The sequence below is a fragment of the Mycobacterium sp. NGS49 genome (assembly GCF_059812565.1).
Genome location: NZ_JCALCX010000001.1, coordinates 323526 through 345029, shown reverse-complemented (window position 1 = coordinate 345029; position 21504 = coordinate 323526). Strand labels below are relative to the sequence as shown.

Below are 21504 nucleotides of genomic sequence, written 5' to 3'. Positions count from 1 at the left end.
TCAATTGCCTGGGCTGGGGATAGAATCGTTCCATGTCTCCCGTCAGTGCGCTGGTCAGTCAGGTCGAAGAACGCCTCCGGCGCGATCCGGATTTCGCCAAGCTGCTCGACGCGCTGCTGGACGCGCCGACCGTGCCTATGGAGGAACTGGAGCGGGTCGCGGCACGCAAGCTCAACAAGGAGCGCCGGGACGGTGTGCTGAGCGACTTCCGGGCCGGCGCCCTGCCGACGCGCGAGGTCCAGTCGAAGCTGGGTTACGAGACGCCTCAGGCGGTCCACGAGCTGCGCCGGCGCGGCAAGGTGCTCGGCGTCACCGTCGGCAACAACACGTGGTTTCCGGCCTGGCAGTTCGAAGACGGCCGGTTGCGGCCGGACCTGGCGGAAATCCTGGTGTTGCTGACGCGGTTCACGTCCGACCCGGTGGTGGCCGATCGGGTCATGCGGATCAAGCGCGACGAGCTGGCGGGCGCGTCCATTTCGGAGGCGCTGCGCCGCAAGAAGACCGCAAGCACCGCGTGGCAGCTGCTCAACGCCGTCGGTGCCTAGTCTGGCCGGCGGGTACCGGCGGTCGTTGCCGTGGCAACGTCCGGTCGGCCTGGCCAGTCGGACGGTGGCCCCCGGTATCGAATTGTGGCGAGTGGAAGCCGCCGAGCCCGCCGACTGGACCTGGAACGGATTCCCGCAGCCCCGTTTCCGCTTCGACCCGGTGTCGGGGGGATTTCGGACCCGCTATGCCGCAACAGCCACGGAGGGCGCCTTTCGTGAGCGCTATCGGGACAGCGGCCGGACGATTCCCGCCGACCACGCGGCGCAATACCTGATCCGGCTCGTCTCGACCCGGCCGCTGCGGATCTTGGACCTCAGGACCCAGCGCAACCTGGATGCCCTCGATGTCGACGACCAGATCAGCACCGGCCAGCGGCCCCGGGTGTGGCAGCAATGCCACCACCTTGCCGAGGCCGCCCGGCGCTGGTGGCCGGATCTCGACGCCATCGTGTACCGGTCGCGAACCACACCCGAAACCTCGGCCAATTACGCCTTCTTCGCGCACAGTGCATTCACCGCGGAGTCCTGGCAGCTCGGCGAGCGCACCGACGTCCTCGTCGACCTGGTGCTGCGGCATGACTTCACGGTCAATTGGGAGATCTGACCCGGCATCACCGTGTTGGCCGGGTACCGTGCACGCACAGCCGTTTTGGTGGGGAGTACATGTCGGAGACCGAGGCGCCGCTGCGCCAATCGCTGCGCAATGCGTTGCGGGCGTTGGCGCGGGCGTCGTCTCCTCGTCCGGCCGCGGCCCGCCGGGCCGCCGAAGACTTCTGGAAACCGCTGCTGCCGGCGGTGTGCGCGGAGATCCGCTGGGCTTTCCACCCGCCGCGTACCTGGTTGTCGGGTGTCATGGCCAACCTCGTGCTGGCGGCCGTCTGGTTGTTGGTCCAGCCGTTGAGCGCTGTGCACGGCAACCACGCCTCCCGCCACTTCCATCACCATCAACTTGACTGGGTGGTGCTGGTCAGCACGTACTTCTCGTCTTTCGTCCTGGCCGACGTGACCACCACCAATCTGCTTGGCGGCGACCACTATCGCGTCGCGGCAGGCTTGTCCGGCGGTGTGCCGCTGTGGCGGGTGCTGCTGATCAAGAACCTGGCGCTGATCGTGATCGTGGGGGTGCCGACCTTTGTGGCGGCAGCGGTGCTGACCGTGTGGAAGGAAGGGGTGCCGCAGCTGGCCATGACGATCCCCAACGTCGCGGTGCCTATCGTGTCCTGGCTCGGCGTCGGGAATGTCATCTCGGTGATGCACCCGGTGGGCGTGGAGCCGCTGCTGCGGCGCTGGCGGCAGCGCCACGATCGGCGCCGCACAGCCGGTTGGCTGCTGGCGATCACCCTGCCCTATGCCGTTTACTACGTTGCCGACCCAATGGGTGGTATCGAGCACCGCGTGATGTGGACCCAGATCCCCGCGGCTATCGGGCCGGTGTTCGGCCGCGACACCAAGAGCTTTCTGCATCTCGGCATGGCGCTGGTGGTGTGGTTCATCGGGACTGTCGTGGCCGTGCTGTGGGTGCGCAAGAGGGGATTGCGGTTCGGTTAGTTCGGCAAACGCCTTACCAAAGGCCTGGCTGCGAGGGGACAATCGAGGGCGACGTCCGGTGATCGCCGGACGAAGACCGAGGGGAGGCGGGCATGGGCAGCTTTCTGCGGCGAAGCGCGATCGGTGCGGTCATCCTGGCGTTCTCGGCGGCACCGGCCTTCGTGGCGCCGGCGGTCGGTAGAGCCGACGACTGTGCACCCGGCTGGGCGTGGAGTCCGGACCTGAACGAGTGCGTGTTCGTACTTCCCGCCGCCAACGGGCCCGGCGGACCGGGCGGGCCTGGTGGCCCAGGTGGCCCAGGTGGCCCAGGTGGCCCAGGTGGTCCGGGCGGGCCCGGTGGTCCCGGCCGGCCCGGCCGCTAGGTTGCCGCAGAGTGACCCGTTTCTCCGCTCTCCGGCGGAGCGGTTATTAATACTGGCTAAGTGTTAAACTGGCTAAGTATCTTTCGGTCCGGCATTGGAGGACAGGCGTGCCACGCACAGAAAACGACACCTGGGACCTGGCTACCAGCGTGGGCGCGACGGCGACCATGGTGGCCGCCGCCCGCGCGATCGCGACCAACGCTGACAACCCCGTCATCGACGACCAGTTCGCCGAACCGCTGGTTCGGGCCGTGGGCGTCGACTTCTTCACCCGTTGGGTCACCGGTGACCTCGCCGCCGCCGACGTCGACGACGAGGAGTCGAGCTGGCAGCTGGCGCACATGCCGGCCGCGATGGCCGCTCGTACCCGGTTCTTCGATTCGTTCTTTCGCGAGGCGACGCGGGCGGGCATCCGCCAGGCCGTCATCCTGGCCTCTGGCCTCGACGCCCGCGCGTACCGGCTGAGCTGGCCCGCCGGCACGACGGTTTTCGAGATCGACCAGCCTGAGGTCATCGCGTTCAAGACGACCACCCTGACCGAACTGGGCGCGTCCCCGGCGGCTGACCTGCGCACGGTCGCCATCGATCTGCGGCAGGACTGGCCCACCGCGTTGCGTGCGGCGGGCCTGGACCCGAGCCGACCCACCGCCTGGATCGCCGAGGGCCTGCTCGGCTACCTGCCACCCGAAGCGCAGGACCTGCTGATGGACAACATCACCGCGCTCAGCGCCGACGGCAGCCGGCTTGCCGTGGAGGCGATTCCGCCGCGGCCGGAGCGGGACCTCGAACAGGCGCGGGAGATGATGCGTCGGTCGACCGCCAAGTGGCGTGCGCACGGCTTCGAGCTGGACTGGGAAGAGCTGGGTTTCGAGGGTGAGCGCAAGGATGTCGCCACCTACCTGGATGAGCTGGGATGGCGCTCGGTCGGTACACCGATGAGCCAGTTGCTGTCTGACAACGGCCTCGAGGCCGTCCCGCAATCGCACGACTCGGTGTCGATGGCCGACACCGTCTACTACGCCTCAGTCCTGGCCGGGTGACCGCACCGCGCCGCACCTTCAACACCGCGGTGACCGGCCTGTGGAGCGTGCTTTCACAGGCCTACGACCTACCGGTTCTGCAGCACTGGGTCTATCGGCCACCACACGACGAAGTGATCACCCTGCTGCGCGCCCACCGGTGCCGCAAGATCGCCGATGTCGCCTGTGGGACAGGGGTTCTCAGCCAGCGGATCGACCGCGAACTGCACCCCGAGCAGATCTACGGCGTCGACATGTCCGACGGCATGCTCGCTCAGGCGCGCGCCAAATCGGCTCGGGTGCGCTGGTTGCGCAGCCCCGCCGAGCAGCTGCCGTTCCAGGACGGCGCACTCGACGCGGTCGTCACGACCTCGGCGTTTCACTTCTTCGACCAGCCGGCGGCACTGCGGGAGTTTCATCGCGTGCTGACACCGGGTGGGCTGGTGGCCGTCGCGACCCTGAGCGCGCGCCGGCACGTCGTTCAGCTACCCAGTCGCTGGAAACCGCAGCACAATCCATCGCCGAAGGAGATGCGTGCCCTGTTCGAGGATGCTGGATTCACCGTGTGTGACCAGCATCCCGTCAGTCGTCCGATCTGGACCCGGCTCATCTCCGATCTCATCACCGTTGGAACAAAGGACCGGGTGGCGCCGTAGCGCGGCGGTCACGATCCGGCGACGAGACCCCAAAAGCTATGGGGCACGTGTCACATCAGGTGTATCCGTGCTGGCCTTCGGGTAGCCGATGGACCGTGAGTGGTTCCCCATCAAGCGATCCCGTCGGCACAGATGAGGCCGACGAGTTTCGCTACACGCACACTGGCGTTGCCAGCGGGCCCACCGTGGCGGCATTCCGCCACCGTTTCGGCGAGTGGCTGAACCGCCACGTGCGCCTGGACGAAGAGCGGTTCGCCGACATCGTGTTGGCCACCGACGAAGCCATGTCCAACTGTGCGGATCATGCCTACCGGGTCGTCGACCAGGTGGGCAGCATGACGCTGCACATCGCGTATCACCCCGTCAGCACCGAACTCAAGGTGATCGTGATCGACCACGGCCGCTGGCTGGAACCTGACTTCGACGCATCCAGCGCGCGCGGCCGCGGCATCGCGCTGATGTGTGCACTCGCCGACGACTGCACCATCGACGGCGGTGGCGAAGGCACCACCGTGCGTCTGCGGTTCAACCGATGCCCGCCCAAGAATTTCGTCCTCAGCCGGGCCAGTTGATGCCCCGCTCGGGCAACTGCTGACCCAACGGGTTTCAAGCACGGCGAATACGGCTAAACCTCACCAGGTTCCAGCCCAGCCGCTGCACAGCACATTGCCCAGCCAAAGGTTCCCGAGACTGAGGAGGACCCCATGAGTCTTGCCGCCGCCGAGGTGTTTGCCGCTCCGTTGCGACTGAGTCCGCGCCTGATCTCCGAACTGGGAGCTGACACCAGCACGTTGCGAGCGGCGGTCCAGGGCTTCCGTGCGGCGGTGATCGTTTACGTCGGCGGCGAGATCGACGCGCTCAACGACGACGCATGGCGCCTGCTGCTGGCCGAGGCCGCGGCGTTCGCCAGCGCGCCGCAGCTGTTCATGGTCGACGTGAACTCCGTGGACTTCATGTCGTGTTCGTCGTTGCTGACGCTGGCTGACGAGGCCAACCGCTGCCGGGAAGGGGGGGTCGCCGTGTGCCTGGTCGGCCGGCAGCCGTGGGTCGCACGCAGCGTTGCAACGTGCGGCCTCAGCGAAGTCCTGCCCGTCCACGAGACCGCGACCCAGTGCCTGCAACTGGTGGAGCAAGGGCGGGAACAAGCGAGTTAACCGCCGCGCTCAGGGCCGGCGCAAGGCAACCACGGTGACGTCGTCGTCGATGTTGTCCGCGGCCATCTCGGTCCAGATCCACGATGCCGGCACAGTGCTGGCGCGGCCGAGAGTTCGAGCCAACCGGTCCAGGCCGTGGTCGATCGGCTCGCCGCGACGCTCCACCAATCCGTCGGAGTACAGCACCAGTCCGTGCCCCGGCTCGACGGTGAACGTGCTGGGCGCGTAAGTCACGCCTTTGACCCCGATGGGCGGCGACAACCGGATCGGTGCCTGGGTGGCGCTCGGCTGCGAGTTCGTCAGGTACGGCATCAAGTGGCCGGCGCAGGCGGCCTCCACGTGCCCCGAGACAAGGTCGACCCGGGCCGCGACGACGGTGGCGAAGGCGCCGGGCATCAAATGCAGGCAGAAGTCGTTGAGCTGGTGCAGCGCTTCGGCCGGCGTGGCGCCGGCGAACAACTGCGCACGCAGAGCGTTGCGTAGCTGTGCCATGGTGCCGGCCGCGGAGATGCCGTGTCCCGCGACATCGCCGATCAAGACGACCAGTCGGTTGTCGCGCAGCTCGAACGCGTCGTACCAGTCGCCGCCGACGTTGTCGCCCGCAGCCGGCTCGTAATGCGCCGACAGGTGCCAGTCCGCCAGCGTCGGAATGGACTCCGGCAGCAGGCTGCGCTGCACTCGCTCGGCCACCCGCAGTGCACCCCGCGTTCGGCGGTAGAGCGATTCCACCAGGTGGCGCCGCAGCGACTCGGCGGACTCCACCTCGCTGCGGCTCCACGGCTCGCTGCGTTGCCGGACGATCTCGCGCCATCGGTCGAACGACTTGCGCGGGCTGAGCCGGACCCGGTCGCCCTCGCCTACCACGATGGTCTTGTTGTGCGGGTCGCCGCCCCAATCCACCGACCGCAGCACCTCTCGCCGGAACCAGACGGCGCACTGCCCGTCGGGCAGGTTGACCGCCAGCGCGCCGGCCGCCAACTGTTCGTCAACGTCCAGGTCAGGCAACTCATTCGACAGGCAGTCGGTGCTGGCGACATCGTCGCCGGCACCCCGGGCCCACTCCGCGACCGCCGCGACGACCTGTGGCGCTGGAACCGAACCGTGCGTGCGGTAATCGCCCTGGATGTCGACGATCACACCATCGGCGGGCACCAGGTCCAGCAGGTCGGGGGCGCCGAGGAGCGCCGCCGAGAGCGGTTCGCGGTCGTCCAGCGCGGCAGCGGAGAGTTTGGCCAGCACCGCCTGGGCGGCCAGCCGCTGGTGTAGTTGGTCGCCTTCGAAACGGTCCACCAGCCGTAGCGACAACGTCGATCCGAGGAACTCCGCCGCGGCCCGGGTGCCGAACGGCGGCAGATGCGGACCCGCGTAGTGGTGACAGGCGATCAGGCCCCACAGCCGCCCGTGGCGCAGCAGCGAGATCGACATGGACGCGTGAACGCCCATGTTCTGCAGATACTCGATGTGGATGGGCGAAACGCTGCGCAACGTGGCGTGGGTGAGGTCCAGCGGCGAGCCGGTGTCGGGGTTGGTGGCCGGCACCAGCGGTGCGGGCGTGTAGTCGACATCGTCGATGAGCCGGAGCCAGTTCTTCTCGTACAGGGCCCGGGCCTGCGCCGGGATGTCGGTGGACGGGTAGTGCAGGCCGAGGAAGGAATTGAGGCCGTCACGCTTGCACTCGGCGACGACCTCGCCGTTGTAGTCCTGGTCGTAGCGATACACCATCACCCGGTCGAAGCCGGTGAGTTCGCGGACGGCACGAGCGGTGGCGGCGTACAGCTGCGCCAGCGTCTCGGCCCGGTTCAGCTCCTCGACCGAGCTGCGGACCGCCTGGTAGGTGTTCGGGAACGAGAATGGCCGATCACCATAGGCGGCCTCGATCTCTACCAACAGGACGCCACCGAGCGCGCGGTGCAAAATGGCGTCGAAGGCACGCGACTCGCCGGCGACTTCGATCTCGCACTCGAGCGGGTTGCGTTGGCTCAGATCACCGAACCTCGAGGCCGCCTGCTCGACCCGGGCGGCCTGTTCGGCGCCGATCAGCACCGATAAGGGCCGGCCCACGACCTCGTCGACGGAGCGACCGAGCAGCTCGGCGACGTTCGCGCTGACCTGACGCACTTCGAAACCGGGCTCGCGCACCACCGCGAGCACCCCGCGGGGCTGGATGCTTCCCGGGATGTGGATGGGCTCGCGGGCGCAGTTGTCCAGGTCGATGGGGGTGCCGACCGGCAGCAGGTCGGGAATCGGCTGACCGTCCCAAGCGGTCAGCGTCAGGGGCGGTTGGCTGCTGGTCATCCGATCACCGCTTGATCGGCAGGGAGCCGACGTACGAGCACGAAACATTTCTCCCGCGGCCCCAGACGGGGCATCGCATCAATTTGCGGAGGTCAATTCGGACGGATGCCCGCATCCAAGAATTCAATCCGCGCGGTTTCGACGTCAGGCTGGTAACTCAACCTCATAGACAATCTACGCATGTGGGCCGCAATTCGCCACGCCGGCCATCGGCGCAAGCGGCAGCACCCGATGCGTTGCGCGTGCCGGCAGAGCGCGCTGGGTCTGCATCGGTTCTATGAAATAGATTGCAGGACAGCAGCTTTCGCAATGCGGAAGCGGAGCTGCCGGAGTTGAGATTGCAGCTGCGGTGCGGGCTGACGTCGGTAATCTCACACCACAAGCGCGCCCGGTTACCGCCGCCGCGCACCCAGTCCGGCGAACTGCCGCAACCAGTCGAACCACGCCCCCATGCCCTCGCCGGTACGTGCACTCACCGGGAGGATCGTCGCCGTCGAATTCACCTGGCGAACGTGGTCGATATAGGTGTCGACATTCGCGTCCAGGTGCGGGACCAGGTCGATCTTGTTCAGCAGCACCACGTCCACCGACCGGAACATCACCGGGTATTTCAGCGGCTTGTCCTCACCCTCGGTGACCGAGTACACCATGGCCTTGGCGTGTTCGCCGACGTCGAACTCGGCGGGACAGACCAGGTTGCCGACGTTCTCGATGATCACCAGATCCAGCGACGGCAGGTGGAGGCCCTGCAGGGCGCGGTTGACCATCGGCGCGTCCAGGTGGCATTCGCCACCGAAGCCGTTGTTGGTGTTCAGCAGCGACACCTGGGCACCGCGGCCGCCGAGCTTGGCCGCGTCAAGGTCGGTGGCGATGTCGCCCTCGATCACCCCGACGGCCAGGTTGCCGGCGAGCTCATCGAGGGTGGCGGCCAGCACGGTGGTCTTGCCGGAGCCCGGTGAGCTCATCAGGTTCAAGGCCCGAATGCCGTTGCTTTCGAACGCGGCACGATTGATATCGGCGCGGGAGTCGTTTTCGGCGAAGATCGACTCCAACACCTCGATGCGCTGTGGCCCGGTCGCATAACCGCTGTGATCACCGTGGTCGTGGTCATGCTCGTGATCGTGGTCGTGCCCGTCGTGATCGTGGCTGTGCACGGTGCCGTCGTCGTGCCGGTGAAATCTACCCATCTGCCTGACCTTTCATGACACCTGAACTGAGGTGACCAGGAACTCGTTGCCGCGGACCACTTCGACGTCCGCGCTCGCACACTCCGGGCAGCACACCGACCACCGAGACTCGATCTGCGAACGTAGTCCGCAGCCGCGGCACGCCACCTCGGCGGCCACGAGTTCGAGCTCGAGCGCGGTGTTGACCATGGTGTCGTCGAGGTGCTGGCACACCAGAGACCAGCAGAACTCCAGCGACTCGGGCACCACCTGGCGCAGCGCCCCCACCTGCACCCGGACTACGTCGACATGACGTCCCGCCGCGTGGGGCCTCACCACGCCAGCGATGGCATGGCACAGCGACAACTCGTGCACTACACCATGCTGCCCTTTCGGAGTTATCGTTGTCGCGAAGATTGAGCGCGAGAAAGCGCAGACTTTGTGTGCGAAATTGTGATTGTCGGCACACAGGGGCAGGTCTAGCCTGAGCGAGACCGCCCGTGTCGCAGCCCTGTCGCGCGGGGGTCCATTGCTGCTCAGGAGGTTCGCGTGGGCAGTCGGAGTGGCACGGTGACGAGCGTGCGGTTGCGACTCGACATTGCGGGCGTGGTCCAAGGCGTCGGATTTCGCCCCGCTGTCGCGCGCATTGCCGCGCGTCACGGCTTGTCCGGCTGTGTCTACAACGACTCCGGAGCGGTGCATTGCGAGCTGGAGGGTGCACCCGATGCGGTCGACGCCGCGACGGTTGCGATCAGCACCGACCACCCGCCGATGGCCCGCATCGATTCGATCCGGACCACCGCGCTGGTGCCGACCGGCGATTTCGGCTTCCGGATCATTGGTAGCCGCAGCGGCGACGACCGTCGCACCCTGGTGCCGCCCGACATCGCGATCTGCGACGACTGCCTGCGCGAACTGCGCGATCCTGACGACCGTCGTTACGGCCACGCGTTCATCACGTGCACCAACTGCGGCCCGCGCTACTCGGTCATCACAGACCTGCCCTACGACCGTCCCGCGACCACCATGGCCCAATTCCCGATGTGCGCGCGGTGCTCGGCCGAATACCGCGACCCACTCGACCGCCGCTTCCACGCGCAGACCATCGCCTGCCCCGAGTGTGGGCCCGAATTGTCCTGGCACGGTCCCGGCGCCGGCGACGATCCGGTCCAGGCCGCCGCGGTCGCGATCGGTGCCGGCCTGATCGTCGCGGTGAAGGGCATCGGCGGATTTCACCTGGCGTGCCGCGCCGACGACAGCGCCGCAGTGGCGGAGTTGCGCCGGCGTAAAGCCCGGCCGGCCAAGCCTTTTGCGGTGATGGTGCCCGATATTGGCGCAGCACAGGCGATTTGCGTCATCGGCGGAGATGCGGCGAAGCTGTTGCGGGCGCCGGCCGCGCCCATCGTGTTGCTGCCGGCCCGAGACGACGCCGTGTTGTCGGCGGTGGCGCCGGGTCTATCCGAAATCGGAGTCGTGCTGGCTTATTCCCCAGTGCATCACCTGTTGTTCGACCGGTTGGGGCCGGTGCCGCTGGTGATGACGTCGGCCAACAACGGTGGGTCTCCGATCGTCTTCCGTGATGCCGATCTGAGCTGGATCGACGGGCTCGCCGATGCGGTGCTCACGCATGACCGCCCGATCCACGTACCGTGCGAGGACTCGGTCCTGGCGGTCGACTCCGGCGGCGGCGTGGTGCCGATCCGCCGTTCCCGCGGATACGCACCCTTGCCGGTTTCGGTACCACCCACGACGACCCGCGGCGCAATTCTGGCCACCGGCGGGGACCTCAAGACCACGTTCTGCCTGATGTCGCCCGAAGGACACGCGCACCTGTCGTCACACCTGGGTGACATGGCGGACCCGCGCACCCAGACCTGTTTCGAATCCGCTTTGGACCATTTGGCGTTCATGACCGACTGTCGTCCCGGCCTGATCGCCTGCGATCTGCATCCGGACTACGCGACCACCAATTGGGCCCGCCGTGCCGGCCAACCAATGGTGCAGGTGCAACACCACCACGCACACGCGGTGTCGCTGCTGGCCGAGCACGGGCGGATCGGCACGCCGATGCTCGCGGTCGCGTTCGACGGCACCGGCTACGGCACCGACGGATCCATCTGGGGTGGTGAAATGCTGATGGTCACCGATCCGGCGTCGTTCACCCGGATCGGACATCTCAAGCAGTTCGCATTGCCCGGCGGGGACGCAGCGGTGCGCCGGCCCGGCCGCATCGCGCTGGACCTGCTGCATCGGGCCGGGATCGATTGGGCGCCAGACATTCCGGCGGTCGCAGGTCTGAGTGACCGGGAGCGACACGTGCTGGCCCAGCAGATACCGCGGGGAATCGGGTGTGTTCCGACCAGCAGCATGGGACGCCTGTTCGACGCGGTGGCCAGCCTGCTGGGCGTCTGCCAGGAAGTGACATACGAGGGGCAGGCGGCCATCGAACTCGAACACCTGGCCCGCGGCGGCCGGGCGGTGCCGATGGAGCTCAGTGTGACCGGGGCCGTGGTGGACCCGGTGCCGTTGATCGCCGACTTGGTGCACGGGCTGCGGGCCGGCATCCCGGCAGCCGATCTGGCCGCGGGATTCCACGCCGCGGTGATCGCCGCGACGGCGCAGGCGGTTCGCCAAAGTGCTTCAGGCATCGGCACCGTCGGGCTGACCGGCGGCGTCTTCGTCAACCAGGTGTTGCGCGAAGGTCTGCGAACCAAGCTGATGGACAATGGTTTTGAAGTGCTGACGCACGCGGTGCTGCCATGCAACGACGGTGGTCTTGCGCTCGGTCAGGCCGTGATTGCGGCGCACCAACGAGAAAGGGGGACAGGCTTATGTGTCTAGGAATTCCCGGCAAGGTAGTAAAGACCTGGGACGAGGCGGGGACCAGGATGTGCACGGTCGACTTCGGTGGGACCACCAAGACGGTGTGCCTGGCGTACCTGCCCGACATGGAGATCGGCGAGTACACCATCGTGCACGCCGGCTTCGCGATCACGCGACTCGACGAGGCCTCGGCGAACGAAACCCTGCGGATGTTCGACGAACTCGGGGTACTCGACGAGGAACTGTCCGGCTCAGAAGGGCAAGTGGCGGGACACAACAGGAGGGAGCCGGCATGAAATACCTGGACGAGTTTCGCGACCCGGCGGCCGCACGCACCCTGGTCGAGCACATCAAGAAGCGGGCCGGCAGGACCTGGACCATCATGGAAGTGTGCGGCGGGCAGACGCATTCGATAATCCGCAATGGAATCGACCAATTGCTGGACGGTGCAGTCGAATTCATCCACGGACCGGGCTGCCCGGTCTGTGTGACGCCGCTGGAGATGATCGACAGGGCGCTGGAGATCGCGGGGCGCGACGACGTCATCTTCTGTTCCTTCGGTGACATGCTGCGCGTGCCCGGCAGTCACCAAGACCTGTTCAGTGTTCGGGCCCGCGGCGGCGATGTCCGCATCGTCTATTCGCCGCTGGACGCCACCCGGGTGGCAGCGGACAACCCCGACAAGCAGGTGGTGTTCTTCGGCGTCGGTTTCGAGACCACCGCGCCCGCCAACGCGATGGCGGTGGTCCATGCGCAGCGACTCGGACTCACCAACTTCTCGATGCTGGTGTCGCACGTCCTGGTACCGCCGGCCATGAGGGCGATCCTGAGTTCGCCGACGAACCGCGTCGAGGGCTTCTTGGCGGCCGGACACGTCTGCACGGTGATGGGCACCGGCGAGTACGGCCCGCTCGTCGACGAGTTCCAGGTCCCCATCGTGGTCACCGGGTTCGAGCCACTGGACCTGCTGGAAGGCGTTCGGCAGGTGGTCGATCTGCTGGAGGCCGGGACGCCGGGGCTACGCAACGCCTATCCGCGCGCGGTGACCGCCGCCGGCAACACGGTTGCGCAGCAGACCCTTTCGGATGTCTTCGTCGTCACCGATCGGCAATGGCGGGGGATCGGGTTGATTCCCAGATCGGGGTGGACCCTGTCGCCGCGCTACGCCCAGTTCGACGCCGAACTGAAGTTCGGTGTGGGACACCTGCGGGTGTCCGAATCCGCCGAGTGCCGCAGTGGGGAAGTGTTGCAGGGACTACTGAAACCCAACGAGTGCCCGGCTTTCGGCAAATCCTGCACACCCCGCACCCCCCTGGGCGCCACCATGGTGTCCAGCGAGGGCGCCTGTGCGGCCTATTACCAGTTCCGGCGGCTGGAAGCGGGCGCGCATGCCTGAACCGCCCGTGGCAATCGATCCGGCGGACTGGGTGTGCCCGCTGCCACTGCGCGAGACCAAACGCATTTTGTTGGGCCACGGCGGCGGTGGCGTGCTGTCCGAGGAACTGATCGAGAACCTGTTCCTGCCGGCGTTCGGCGGTGCACCCGGCACGTCGCGCGACTCCGCGTTACTCGACGTCGTCGGCGGACGCATCGCACTGACCACCGATTCCTATGTGGTGCAACCGCTCTTCTTTCCGGGTGGCAACATCGGGGACTTGGCGGTCAACGGCACCGTCAACGACTTGGCCTGCAGCGGAGCGCAACCGGTGGCATTGACGGCAGGGTTCATCCTGGAAGAGGGATTGGAGCTCGACGTGCTCGGTGCCGTCGCCGAAACCATGGGCAAGGCCGCGTCGGGCGCCGGTGTCCGCATTGTCACCGGCGACACCAAGGTGGTGGCCAAGGGTGGCGCGGACCAGCTGTTCGTCAACACCGCGGGAGTCGGTGTGGTCCCGCCGGGAGTGCACATCGGGCCGGAGCGGGCACGGCCGGGCGATCACATCATCGTGTCGGGCAACCTCGGTGAGCATGGCGTGGCCATCATGAGCGTGCGCGAAGGCATCGACTTCGGCACGGTGGTGACCACCGACAGCGCTCCACTGCACCGCTTGGTCGCCGCCATGCTCGAGGCCGGCGGTGGCGCCGTGCACGCGTTGCGCGATCCCACCCGGGGCGGACTGGTCGCCTCGGTCGTCGAGATCGCGCGCGCGGCATCGGTGGGCATAGAGCTGGAGCAGGCGAGAATACCCGTCCCCGAAACGGTTTCGTCGGCCTGTTCGTTTCTGGGCCTGGATCCGCTGCAGGTGGCCAACGAGGGCAAGATGGTGGCGTTCGTCGACCCCTCCTGTAGTGAAGCGGTGTTGGAGGCCATGCGGACACGGCCGGAGGGCGTCAATGCGGCAATCATCGGTCGGGTTGTGGCCGAGCATCCGGGCATGGTGGTGGGCAAGACGCCGTTCGGCACCACCCAGGTCATCGAACGCCAACTGGGCGAGCAACTGCCGCGGATCTGCTGACTGGCGCGCCGAGTGTGAGAACTACGACGCGACCCGCCGGGGGGCGTCGTGTGGTTCACGCTCGTTGCCAGCGGTGATGAATATCGCGCGGACAACGGATCTGTGCAGATCGGTGATCAGTTTGGACAGCCCGGGGCGGCCGGCGCGAACCCCCACGTCCGCCGCCTTCAGCGCTACGCGTCACCCGGATGCCCGTGCAATGCTGTGTAGCGCCGCCTCGGCGACTGCGGCCGCGGTCAGGCCCAGGTGCGCGGCCACCTCTGGTCCCGGCCCGCTCGCACCGAACCGTTCGATGCCGATCACCGTGTCACACGGTCGGGCCAGTGCCTGCCAGCCCGTCCGCACCCCGGCCTCGATCCATACCACCGGCAGATCGGGCAGCGCGGCAATGCGCTCCCGCCACATCACCGAGACCACGATCGCGGCAAGCCCGCGCTCGCCCAACAGTTCGGCGGCCTGCAGGGCCAGCGCGACCTCAGAACCGCTGGCCGCCAACATCACCTGCGGCGTCTCGGCCACCGGCCGCACCACCCGCATGCCGTAATGGCGGACGTCATCGAGCCCCGCACCGCCGAGCTGTGGCAGGTCCTGCCGGCTCAACACCAAAGCCGTTGGCCCTCCGGTGTTCTCGGCCGCGATCTGCCATGCCAGTGCGGTCTCGGCGGCATCGGCCGGCCGCAGCACGGTGAGGCCGGGGATGAGCCGCAGCGACTCGAGCTGCTCGACTGGCTGATGGGTGGGGCCGTCCTCACCGACATGCACCGAGTCGTGGGTGAACACATACACCACCGGTAGCCTCATCAGCGCCGAGAGCCGCAGCGCCGGCCGCAGATAGTCGGCGAACACCAGGAAGGTGCTGCCGAACGGCCGCAGCCCACCGTGCAGGGCGATGCCGTTCATCACCGCCGCCATGGCGTGCTCGCGAATGCCGAAGTGGATGGTGCGACCACCGAAGTCGTCCGGCGTGACGTCCCCGCCGGGGATGGCGGTGTTGGTCGAGGCGGCCAGGTCCGCCGACCCGCCGATCAGACCCGGATAGACCGCGGCCAACGCATTCAGCGCCTTGCCGGAGGCCTTGCGGGTGGCCGACTTTCCACCCGCAGCGGCCCCGTCGGCGAGCGGAGTCAGCACCGACAGATCGTCGGCGACCGGAACGCAGTCCAACGGGAAATCCGCGGACAGTTGCGGATGGTCGACCTGCCACGCTGCATGCCGCTGAGCCCACCGGGCGCGCGCAGCGGCGCCACGGGCCGCCACCGCCGCGGCGGCCGCACCCACCGCGAGCGGCACATGGAACTGCTCGTCGGGCCAGTCCAGGCGGGTGCGCATTGCGTTGAGCACATCCGAACCCAACGGGCTGCCATGGGCTTTCGGAGTTCCCTCGACTCCCGGGGCGCCGAAGCCGATCGTGGTGCGCACCCGGATGAAGGTGGGTCGGCCGTCACCGTCGCAGGCTTCGGTGAATGCCCGGTCGAGGGCAGGCACGTCGTTGCCGTCGGCCACCCGCAGCACCCGCCAGCCGTAGGCGGCGAACCGGCCCTCGACGTCGTCGGTGCAACTCTGCGAGGCCGGTCCGTCGATGGTGATGTCGTTGTCGTCGAAGATGACGATCAGCCTGCCCAGCCGCAGCTTTCCGGCCAGTGAGGCGGCCTCGTGGCTGATCCCCTCCATCAAGTCGCCGTCACCGGCGAGCACCCAGGTGCGGTGGTCGACGACGGTGTGTTGCCCGGTGTTGCACCGGGCGGCCAGCATCCGCTCGGCCAGCGCCATGCCGACCGCGTTCGCAATGCCCTGCCCCAGTGGACCTGTCGTGGTCTCGACGCCGGGTGTATGGCCGTACTCGGGGTGGCCGGGTGTTGCCGAGCCGAGGCGGCGGAATCCGCGGAGCTGGCTCACTGACAGGTCGTAGCCGAAGACGTGCAGCAGGGCATAGAGCAGCATCGAGCCGTGGCCGGCCGACAGCACGAACCGGTCCCGGTCCGGCCAGCGCGGGTCGGCGGGGTCATGTCGCAGGTGCCGAGACCACAACGTCCAGGCAATGCCGCTGGCGCCCAACGGAAGTCCCGGGTGCCCGCTGTTCGCGGCCTGCACCCCGTCGGCGGCCAGGAGCCGCAGCGTATTGATGGCCAGTTGATCCAATTCGTCGGTGCGGGTTGGTGTTTCGTGGGCAAGAGGCGCGATGGTCATCTGGTCACCAGTCTTCCGTTGGTTTCGCGGGCGGCGGCACGGAGCGCCTCGGCGCGCTCCCTCATGGGACCGGCGAACAGCGCGGACCCGGCGCAGAACACGTCGGCTCCGGCAGCGGCGGCGCGGGCGATGGTGGACGGTCCGATGCCGCCGTCCACCTCGAGTTCGATATCCATTCCGCGGCTGCCGATTTCGGCTCTCGCGGCCGCGATCTTGGGTTCCATGCCGGCCAGGTACCGCTGCCCGCCGAATCCCGGGTTCACCGTCATGATCAGCAGCAGGTCGGTGATGTCGAGGACATCGACGACCGCGGCCAGCGGAGTGGCCGGGTTGAGCGCCACGCCGGCGCGGGCGCCGAGCTCGCGGATCCTGGACAGGGTGCGGTGCAGGTGCCGACACGCCTCGGCATGCACGATGACGATCCCGCAGCCCGCCTCGACCCATCTCGGCAACATCGGGTCCGGGTCCTCGACCATCAGGTGCGCCTCGAACCCCATCGTCACCAGATCGCGGCAGGCGGCGATGACGTCGGGCCCGAACGTCAGATTGGGCACGAACCGGCCGTCCATGACATCCCACTGGATGCGGTCGACGCCGGCGTGCTCGATCTCGGCGACGTCGCGTCCGAGTTCGGCGAAGTCGGCCGGCAGCACCGACGCCACCAACACTGGGTCCACCACCTCAACCACCTCCCTTCCAGTGGTCAACCTAGGGTGGCCGGGTGCGCAAAAACTCCCCCGAATCGGGGGTAATTCGGGGTACTGAAGCGGCGAATGTGAAATGCACGACGGTGCACCGGCGTGTCGCGTCGTGCAATTCACGCTCGACCCGATAAAAGGTTGCGCTCGCCTTTATCGTTAATGCATGACGGTGGTAACCGCGACACCCGTTCGCGTCGTATTGGTCGATGACCATGAAATGGTCATCGAGGGTCTCAAAGCCATGCTCGCGTCGTTCAAGAATCGGGTGCGGGTCGTCGGGCAGGCGGTCGGCGCCGAGAACGCGATTCAGGTCATCGAGGGCCTGCAACCCGACATCGTGCTGTGCGACGTGCGCATGCAGGGTGCCAGCGGGCTCGATCTGTGCCGCGCCATCCGCGAGCGCAACCCGGCCGCCAAGGTGATCCTGTTGTCGGTCTACGAGGACGAGCAGTACCTGTTCCAGGCGTTGCGGGTGGGGGCGTCCGGCTACCTGCTCAAGGGCATCAGCAGCGACGAGCTGGTGCGTCAGCTCGAATACGTGCAAGGCGGTTCGACGGCCATCGACGCCGGCCTGGCGGCGCGCGCCGCCGACACCGCTGCGCGGTTACAACGCGACGAGTTCTGGCCGGGCGCGCGGCAGGGCCTCAGTCAGCGCGAAAGCGAAATCCTCTCGTTCGTGGTGTCCGGCCTGTCGAATCGGGGCATCGCGGGCAAGCTGGTCATCGGCGACGAGACGGTCAAGAGCCACCTGCGTTCCATCTACCGCAAGCTGGGCGTCAACGACCGCACGGCGGCGGTGGCGGTGGCACTGCGTGAGGGCATTTACCAGTGAACGTGCGCGGTCTGGTGGACGCCGACCGGGAGGTGGCGTTGCTGCTCGACATCGTGGCCGCCACCGGCAGCGGGCCGGCGGTCGAACCGGTGGCCGCCGCCGTGGCCCGGCTCATCACCACGGCCACCGCTTCCGACGTGTGCTTCGTGCACGTGCTCGACGACTTCGGCGGCTCGCTCACGCTGGCCGGTGCCACGCCACCCTTCGACGAACACATCGGCCAGGTGCAGCTGCGACTCGGTGAGGGCGTCTCCGGCTGGGTCGCCCAGCACCGTGAACCCGTCGTGATCACCAGCGGCAAGGACGAGGATCCGCGCTACGTGCCGATCGCGGCGTTGCGCGGCTCGGACTTCACCTCCATGGCGTCGGTCCCCATGGAGACCGGGCCCGGCCGGCTCGTCGGCGTGCTCAACGTGCACACCGTGGCGCGCCGCGAGTTCACCGGCCGCGACATCCAGCTGCTACTGGCCATCGGACGACTCACTGCCGGCGCGCTCGACCAGGCCCGGGTGCACCGGCAACTGGCGGCCAGGGAACGGGTGCACGGAAACTTCGCCGAACAGGTGATCGCCGCGCAGGAATCCGAACGCCGGCGACTGGCCGGCGACATCCACGACGGCATCAGCCAGCGACTGGTCAGCCTGAGCTACCGGCTCGACGCCGCCGCCCGCGCGGTCGAGACCAACGACTCCGCCGAGGCCACCGAACAGCTGGAAAAGGCCCGCGTCCTGGTCGACCTCACGCTGGCCGAAGCCCGCTCGGCGATCGGCGGGCTGCGGCCACCGGTGCTCGACGACCTCGGTCTGGCCGGGGGGCTGGCCAGCCTGGCCTCGACCATCCCCGAGGTCGACCTGGACCTCGAACTGGCCGACGAGCGACTCTCCGAGCACGTCGAGGTGGCGCTGTACCGCATCGCTCAGGAGTGCCTGCAGAACGTGGTCAAACACTCCCGGGCGATGACGGCCCGCGTCCGTTTCGCGGTGTCCGACGGCGAGGCCCGGCTGGAAGTCGCCGACGACGGCGTGGGTTTCACGCCGTCGCCCAGTCGGGCGCCCACCAGCTACGGGATGCTGTCGATGACAGAGCGCGCCGAGCTGGTGGGCGGCCGGCTGGCGGTGCGGTCCACGCCCGGATCGGGGACCACGGTGACCGTGACCGTGCCGCTGGCTGGTCAGGCCGGCTGAAGCTCACCCCTTAGGCGCAGCGCCGCGGCATTGGCGCCGACGTGGCTGGACAACGCGTCCTGTGCGGCGGCGACCTTCAGCTCGTCACCACGCCACGCCCGCAGCGCGGGGGAGACCAGGGCCCGGCCGAACGAGAACGTCAGCGGCCACGGCGTGCGGTGGGACTGCAGCGCGGTGAGGTTTGCGGTGGCACGCTCCGGCGACTGGCCGCCGGACAGAAACGCGACGCCGGCCAGGTCGCCGGGCCAGGCGCGCAGCACCGAGACCGTCGCCTCGGCCACCTGCTGCGCGGTGGCTCTGACCGGATGGTCCTCGCCCTCGATCACCATGTTGGGTTTGAGGACAATGCCGGCCAAGTCGACCCGCAGCAAACCCAGTTGCTGACGGACTGCGGCGTGGACGCTGGCGGTCACCTCGGCACACCGCTCGATGCTGTGGTCCCCGGTCATCAGCACCTCGGGTTCCACGATCGGCACGATGCCCGCTTCCTGGCAGGCGGCGGCGTAGCGGGCCAGGGCGTTGGCGTTGCAGGCGATGGCACCCCAGCTCGGGGTGTTGTCGCTGATGGTGAACACCGCGCGCCATTTGGCGAACGCCGCGCCCATCGAGGCGTAGCTAGCCAACCGGGCCGGCAGGCCGTCCAGGCCTTCGGTCACGGTCTCACCGGTCAGACCGGGACACGGCTTGGCGCCGGTGTCGACCTTGATGCCGGGGAGCATGCCGAGGTCGCGTACGGCCTGCGCAAACGGACGTCCGTCGCGAAACACCTGGCCGAGCGTCTCCTCGCAGAAGATGATCCCGGAGACTCCGTCGGCCAGGCCCGGTGTGCTGGTCAGGATCTCGCGGTAGGTGCGCCGGCTGTCCGCGGTCGCGGTGACCCCGGCCTGCTCCAGCCGGCTGGACATCGTCGCGACGCTCTCGTCGGCGGCCAGAATTCCTTTGCCGGGTGCGGTCAGGGTCCGGGCTGTCATCCTGCATGCGTTCATGCCGCACACCGTAAGAACCACGGGGGCACCCGGTCCTCACCCGATCGGTGGAACAGCCGGGGGACCGCTCATACTTAACTATTTACTTCAGAATTCAGCGCCTAATCTCGATAGACAGCTTCAGTATCGCGGTGCCACGATTCGGGCCATGACACAGAGATGGAACGCGGGAGTCATCCCGTACGCGGAGATGGGTTACTGGCAGCCGGACTACGTTCCGAAGGACACCGATGTGTTGTGCGCGTTCCGGATCACGCCGCAAGAAGGGGTTCCGCCCGAGGAGGCCGGCGCGGCCGTCGCCGGCGAATCGAGCACCGCGACCTGGACGGTGGTGTGGACGGACCGGCTCACCACCTTCGATCACTACCAGGCCAAGTGCTACCGCGTCGCCGCGGTGCCCAACGCGCCCGGACAGTGGATCGCCTGGATCGCCTACGACCTCGACCTGTTCGAGGAAGGCTCGATCGCCAACCTGACCAGCTCCATCATCGGCAACGTGTTCGGATTCAAACCGCTCAAGGCTCTGCGCCTGGAGGACATGCGGATCCCCACCCACTACGTGAAGACCTTCCAGGGCCCCGCACACGGCATCGTGATGGAACGCGAACACCTCGGCAAGTTCGGCCGCCCGCTGCTGGGCGCCACCACGAAACCCAAGTTGGGACTGTCCGCGCGCAACTACGGTCGGGTGGTCTACGAAGCCCTGCGCGGCGGTCTCGACTTCACCAAGGACGACGAGAACATCAACTCCCAGCCGTTCATGCGCTGGCGCGACCGCTTCCTGTTCTGCATGGAAGCGGTCAACCGGGCGCAGGCCGCGACCGGCGAGATCAAGGGGCACTACCTGAACGTCACCGCCGGAACCATGGAGCAGATGTACGAGCGGGCGAACTTCGCTGCCGAGCTCGGCTCGGTGATCGTGATGATCGACCTGACCATCGGCTACACCGCGATCCAGTCCATGGCCAAGTGGGCCCGCGACAACGGCGTCATCCTGCACCTGCACCGCGCCGGGCACGGCACCTACACCCGGCAGAAGACCCACGGTGTCAGCTTCCGGGTCATCTCCAAATGGATGCGGCTGGCCGGCGTCGACCACATCCACGCCGGCACCGTCGTCGGCAAGCTCGAAGGAGACCCCAACACCACCGCCGGCTTCTACGACACGTTGCGCCTGGACAGTGTCAAAGCCGACCCGGTCAAGGGGCTGTACTTCGACCAGGAGTGGGCATCCATGCCCGGCGTCATGCCGGTCGCCTCCGGAGGTATTCACGCCGGTCAGATGCACCAGCTCATCCACTACCTGGGCGAGGACGTGGTGCTGCAGTTCGGCGGCGGCACGATCGGCCACCCGATGGGCATCGCCGCCGGCGCCGAGGCCAACCGGGTCGCCCTGGAAGCCATGATCAAGGCCCGCAACGAGGGACGCGACTACTACCGCGAGGGTCCCGAGATCCTGAAGAAGGCCGCCTCCCGCAACCGCGCCCTCGACACGGCGCTGGCCACCTGGGGCGACATCACCTTCAACTACGAATCCACCGACACCCCGGACGTCGTCGCGGTGCCGACCCGGGTTTGACCTGGCGATCG

21 protein-coding genes are annotated in these 21504 nt (G+C 67.7%); 15 read left to right on the top strand and 6 right to left on the bottom strand.

All coding sequences use genetic code 11. The features are described from left to right. The first annotated feature begins 32 nt into the window (after positions 1–32). The 8 genes from AC5Y7D_RS01545 to AC5Y7D_RS01510 all read left to right on the top strand — a co-directional run bounded on the left by AC5Y7D_RS01545 (position 33) and on the right by AC5Y7D_RS01510 (position 5284). The gene (locus AC5Y7D_RS01545) at positions 33–545 is read left to right on the top strand and encodes a hypothetical protein (protein WP_499920814.1); all 513 of its coding nucleotides are present in this window, start codon (positions 33–35) and stop codon (positions 543–545) included. Beyond that, a complete protein-coding gene (locus AC5Y7D_RS01540) occupies positions 538–1149 on the top strand; it encodes an RES family NAD+ phosphorylase (RefSeq protein WP_499920813.1) in 612 nt (203 codons plus the stop codon). The genes AC5Y7D_RS01545 and AC5Y7D_RS01540 overlap by 8 nt, the downstream gene beginning before the upstream one ends. Positions 1150–1208: 59 nt before the next feature. Further along, complete coding sequence (locus tag AC5Y7D_RS01535) at positions 1209–2093, top strand: hypothetical protein (protein ID WP_499920812.1); 885 nt, start codon at positions 1209–1211, stop codon at positions 2091–2093. A 92-nt stretch (positions 2094–2185) separates the two neighbouring features. Continuing rightward, on the top strand, positions 2186–2455 hold the full coding sequence (locus AC5Y7D_RS01530; RefSeq protein WP_499920811.1) for a hypothetical protein: 270 nt from the start codon (positions 2186–2188) through the stop codon (positions 2453–2455). Positions 2456–2562: 107 nt separating this feature from the next. Then, entirely contained in the window at positions 2563–3495 is a 933-nt protein-coding gene (locus AC5Y7D_RS01525) for an SAM-dependent methyltransferase (RefSeq protein ID WP_499920810.1), read from the top strand. Next, positions 3492–4130: a class I SAM-dependent methyltransferase gene (locus tag AC5Y7D_RS01520; RefSeq protein WP_499920809.1), complete on the top strand. Its 639-nt coding sequence runs from the start codon at positions 3492–3494 to the stop codon at positions 4128–4130. Before AC5Y7D_RS01525 ends, AC5Y7D_RS01520 begins: the two co-directional genes overlap by 4 nt. 95 nt (positions 4131–4225) lie before the next feature. Then, on the top strand, positions 4226–4702 hold the full coding sequence (locus AC5Y7D_RS01515; protein WP_499920808.1) for an ATP-binding protein: 477 nt from the start codon (positions 4226–4228) through the stop codon (positions 4700–4702). Positions 4703–4834: 132 nt separating this feature from the next. Beyond that, on the top strand, positions 4835–5284 hold the full coding sequence (locus tag AC5Y7D_RS01510; protein ID WP_499920807.1) for an anti-sigma factor antagonist: 450 nt from the start codon (positions 4835–4837) through the stop codon (positions 5282–5284). A 9-nt stretch (positions 5285–5293) separates the two neighbouring features. Here the strand turns inward: AC5Y7D_RS01510 and AC5Y7D_RS01505 are convergent, their stop codons facing one another. From AC5Y7D_RS01505 to AC5Y7D_RS01495, 3 genes are all read right to left on the bottom strand, one after another. Further along, positions 5294–7579, bottom strand: a complete 2286-nt coding sequence (locus AC5Y7D_RS01505; RefSeq protein ID WP_499920806.1) for a SpoIIE family protein phosphatase — start codon at positions 7577–7579, stop codon at positions 5294–5296. 392 nt (positions 7580–7971) lie between these two features. Continuing rightward, positions 7972–8766: a hydrogenase nickel incorporation protein HypB gene (gene hypB / locus AC5Y7D_RS01500; RefSeq protein WP_499920805.1), complete on the bottom strand. Its 795-nt coding sequence runs from the start codon at positions 8764–8766 to the stop codon at positions 7972–7974. Positions 8767–8778: 12 nt separating this feature from the next. Beyond that, the gene (locus AC5Y7D_RS01495; protein WP_499920804.1) at positions 8779–9120 is read right to left on the bottom strand and encodes a hydrogenase maturation nickel metallochaperone HypA; all 342 of its coding nucleotides are present in this window, start codon (positions 9118–9120) and stop codon (positions 8779–8781) included. A gap of 174 nt (positions 9121–9294) precedes the next feature. Here AC5Y7D_RS01495 and hypF point away from each other — a divergent pair, with 174 nt between their 5' ends. Genes hypF through hypE form a run of 4 tightly spaced genes read left to right on the top strand, consistent with a single transcriptional unit; the run spans position 9295 to position 14024 of the window. Next, entirely contained in the window at positions 9295–11586 is a 2292-nt protein-coding gene (gene hypF, locus AC5Y7D_RS01490; protein WP_499920803.1) for a carbamoyltransferase HypF, read from the top strand. Then, positions 11577–11864 (top strand): HypC/HybG/HupF family hydrogenase formation chaperone, encoded by a 288-nt coding sequence (locus AC5Y7D_RS01485; RefSeq protein WP_499920802.1) that lies wholly within the window; start codon positions 11577–11579, stop codon positions 11862–11864. The genes hypF and AC5Y7D_RS01485 overlap by 10 nt, the downstream gene beginning before the upstream one ends. Next, complete coding sequence (gene hypD / locus AC5Y7D_RS01480; protein ID WP_499920801.1) at positions 11861–12964, top strand: hydrogenase formation protein HypD; 1104 nt, start codon at positions 11861–11863, stop codon at positions 12962–12964. The genes AC5Y7D_RS01485 and hypD overlap by 4 nt, the downstream gene beginning before the upstream one ends. Next, positions 12957–14024, top strand: coding sequence for a hydrogenase expression/formation protein HypE (hypE, locus tag AC5Y7D_RS01475; RefSeq protein ID WP_499920800.1), 1068 nt, complete (start codon positions 12957–12959; stop codon positions 14022–14024). Before hypD ends, hypE begins: the two co-directional genes overlap by 8 nt. 180 nt (positions 14025–14204) lie before the next feature. Here the strand turns inward: hypE and tkt are convergent, their stop codons facing one another. Continuing rightward, positions 14205–16211 (bottom strand): transketolase, encoded by a 2007-nt coding sequence (tkt, locus tag AC5Y7D_RS01470; protein WP_499920799.1) that lies wholly within the window; start codon positions 16209–16211, stop codon positions 14205–14207. Next, a complete protein-coding gene (rpe, locus tag AC5Y7D_RS01465) occupies positions 16208–16891 on the bottom strand; it encodes a ribulose-phosphate 3-epimerase (RefSeq protein WP_499920798.1) in 684 nt (227 codons plus the stop codon). Before rpe ends, tkt begins: the two co-directional genes overlap by 4 nt. Positions 16892–17075: 184 nt before the next feature. Between rpe and AC5Y7D_RS01460 the strand changes: the two genes are divergently transcribed. Then, complete coding sequence (locus AC5Y7D_RS01460; RefSeq protein ID WP_499920797.1) at positions 17076–17744, top strand: response regulator; 669 nt, start codon at positions 17076–17078, stop codon at positions 17742–17744. A 2-nt stretch (positions 17745–17746) separates the two neighbouring features. Beyond that, positions 17747–18928 carry a GAF domain-containing sensor histidine kinase gene (locus AC5Y7D_RS01455; RefSeq protein WP_499920964.1) on the top strand — a complete coding sequence of 394 codons (1182 nt, stop codon included), beginning with the start codon at positions 17747–17749 and terminating at the stop codon, positions 18926–18928. Here the strand turns inward: AC5Y7D_RS01455 and AC5Y7D_RS01450 are convergent. Continuing rightward, entirely contained in the window at positions 18916–19899 is a 984-nt protein-coding gene (locus tag AC5Y7D_RS01450) for a class I fructose-bisphosphate aldolase (protein WP_499920796.1), read from the bottom strand. The two genes, AC5Y7D_RS01455 and AC5Y7D_RS01450, sit on opposite strands and share 13 nt — an antisense overlap. 163 nt (positions 19900–20062) lie before the next feature. On the opposite strand from AC5Y7D_RS01450, the gene AC5Y7D_RS01445 reads away from it, so the two are divergent. Next, positions 20063–21493 carry a form I ribulose bisphosphate carboxylase large subunit gene (locus AC5Y7D_RS01445; RefSeq protein ID WP_499920795.1) on the top strand — a complete coding sequence of 477 codons (1431 nt, stop codon included), beginning with the start codon at positions 20063–20065 and terminating at the stop codon, positions 21491–21493. Positions 21494–21504 lie beyond the last annotated feature (11 nt).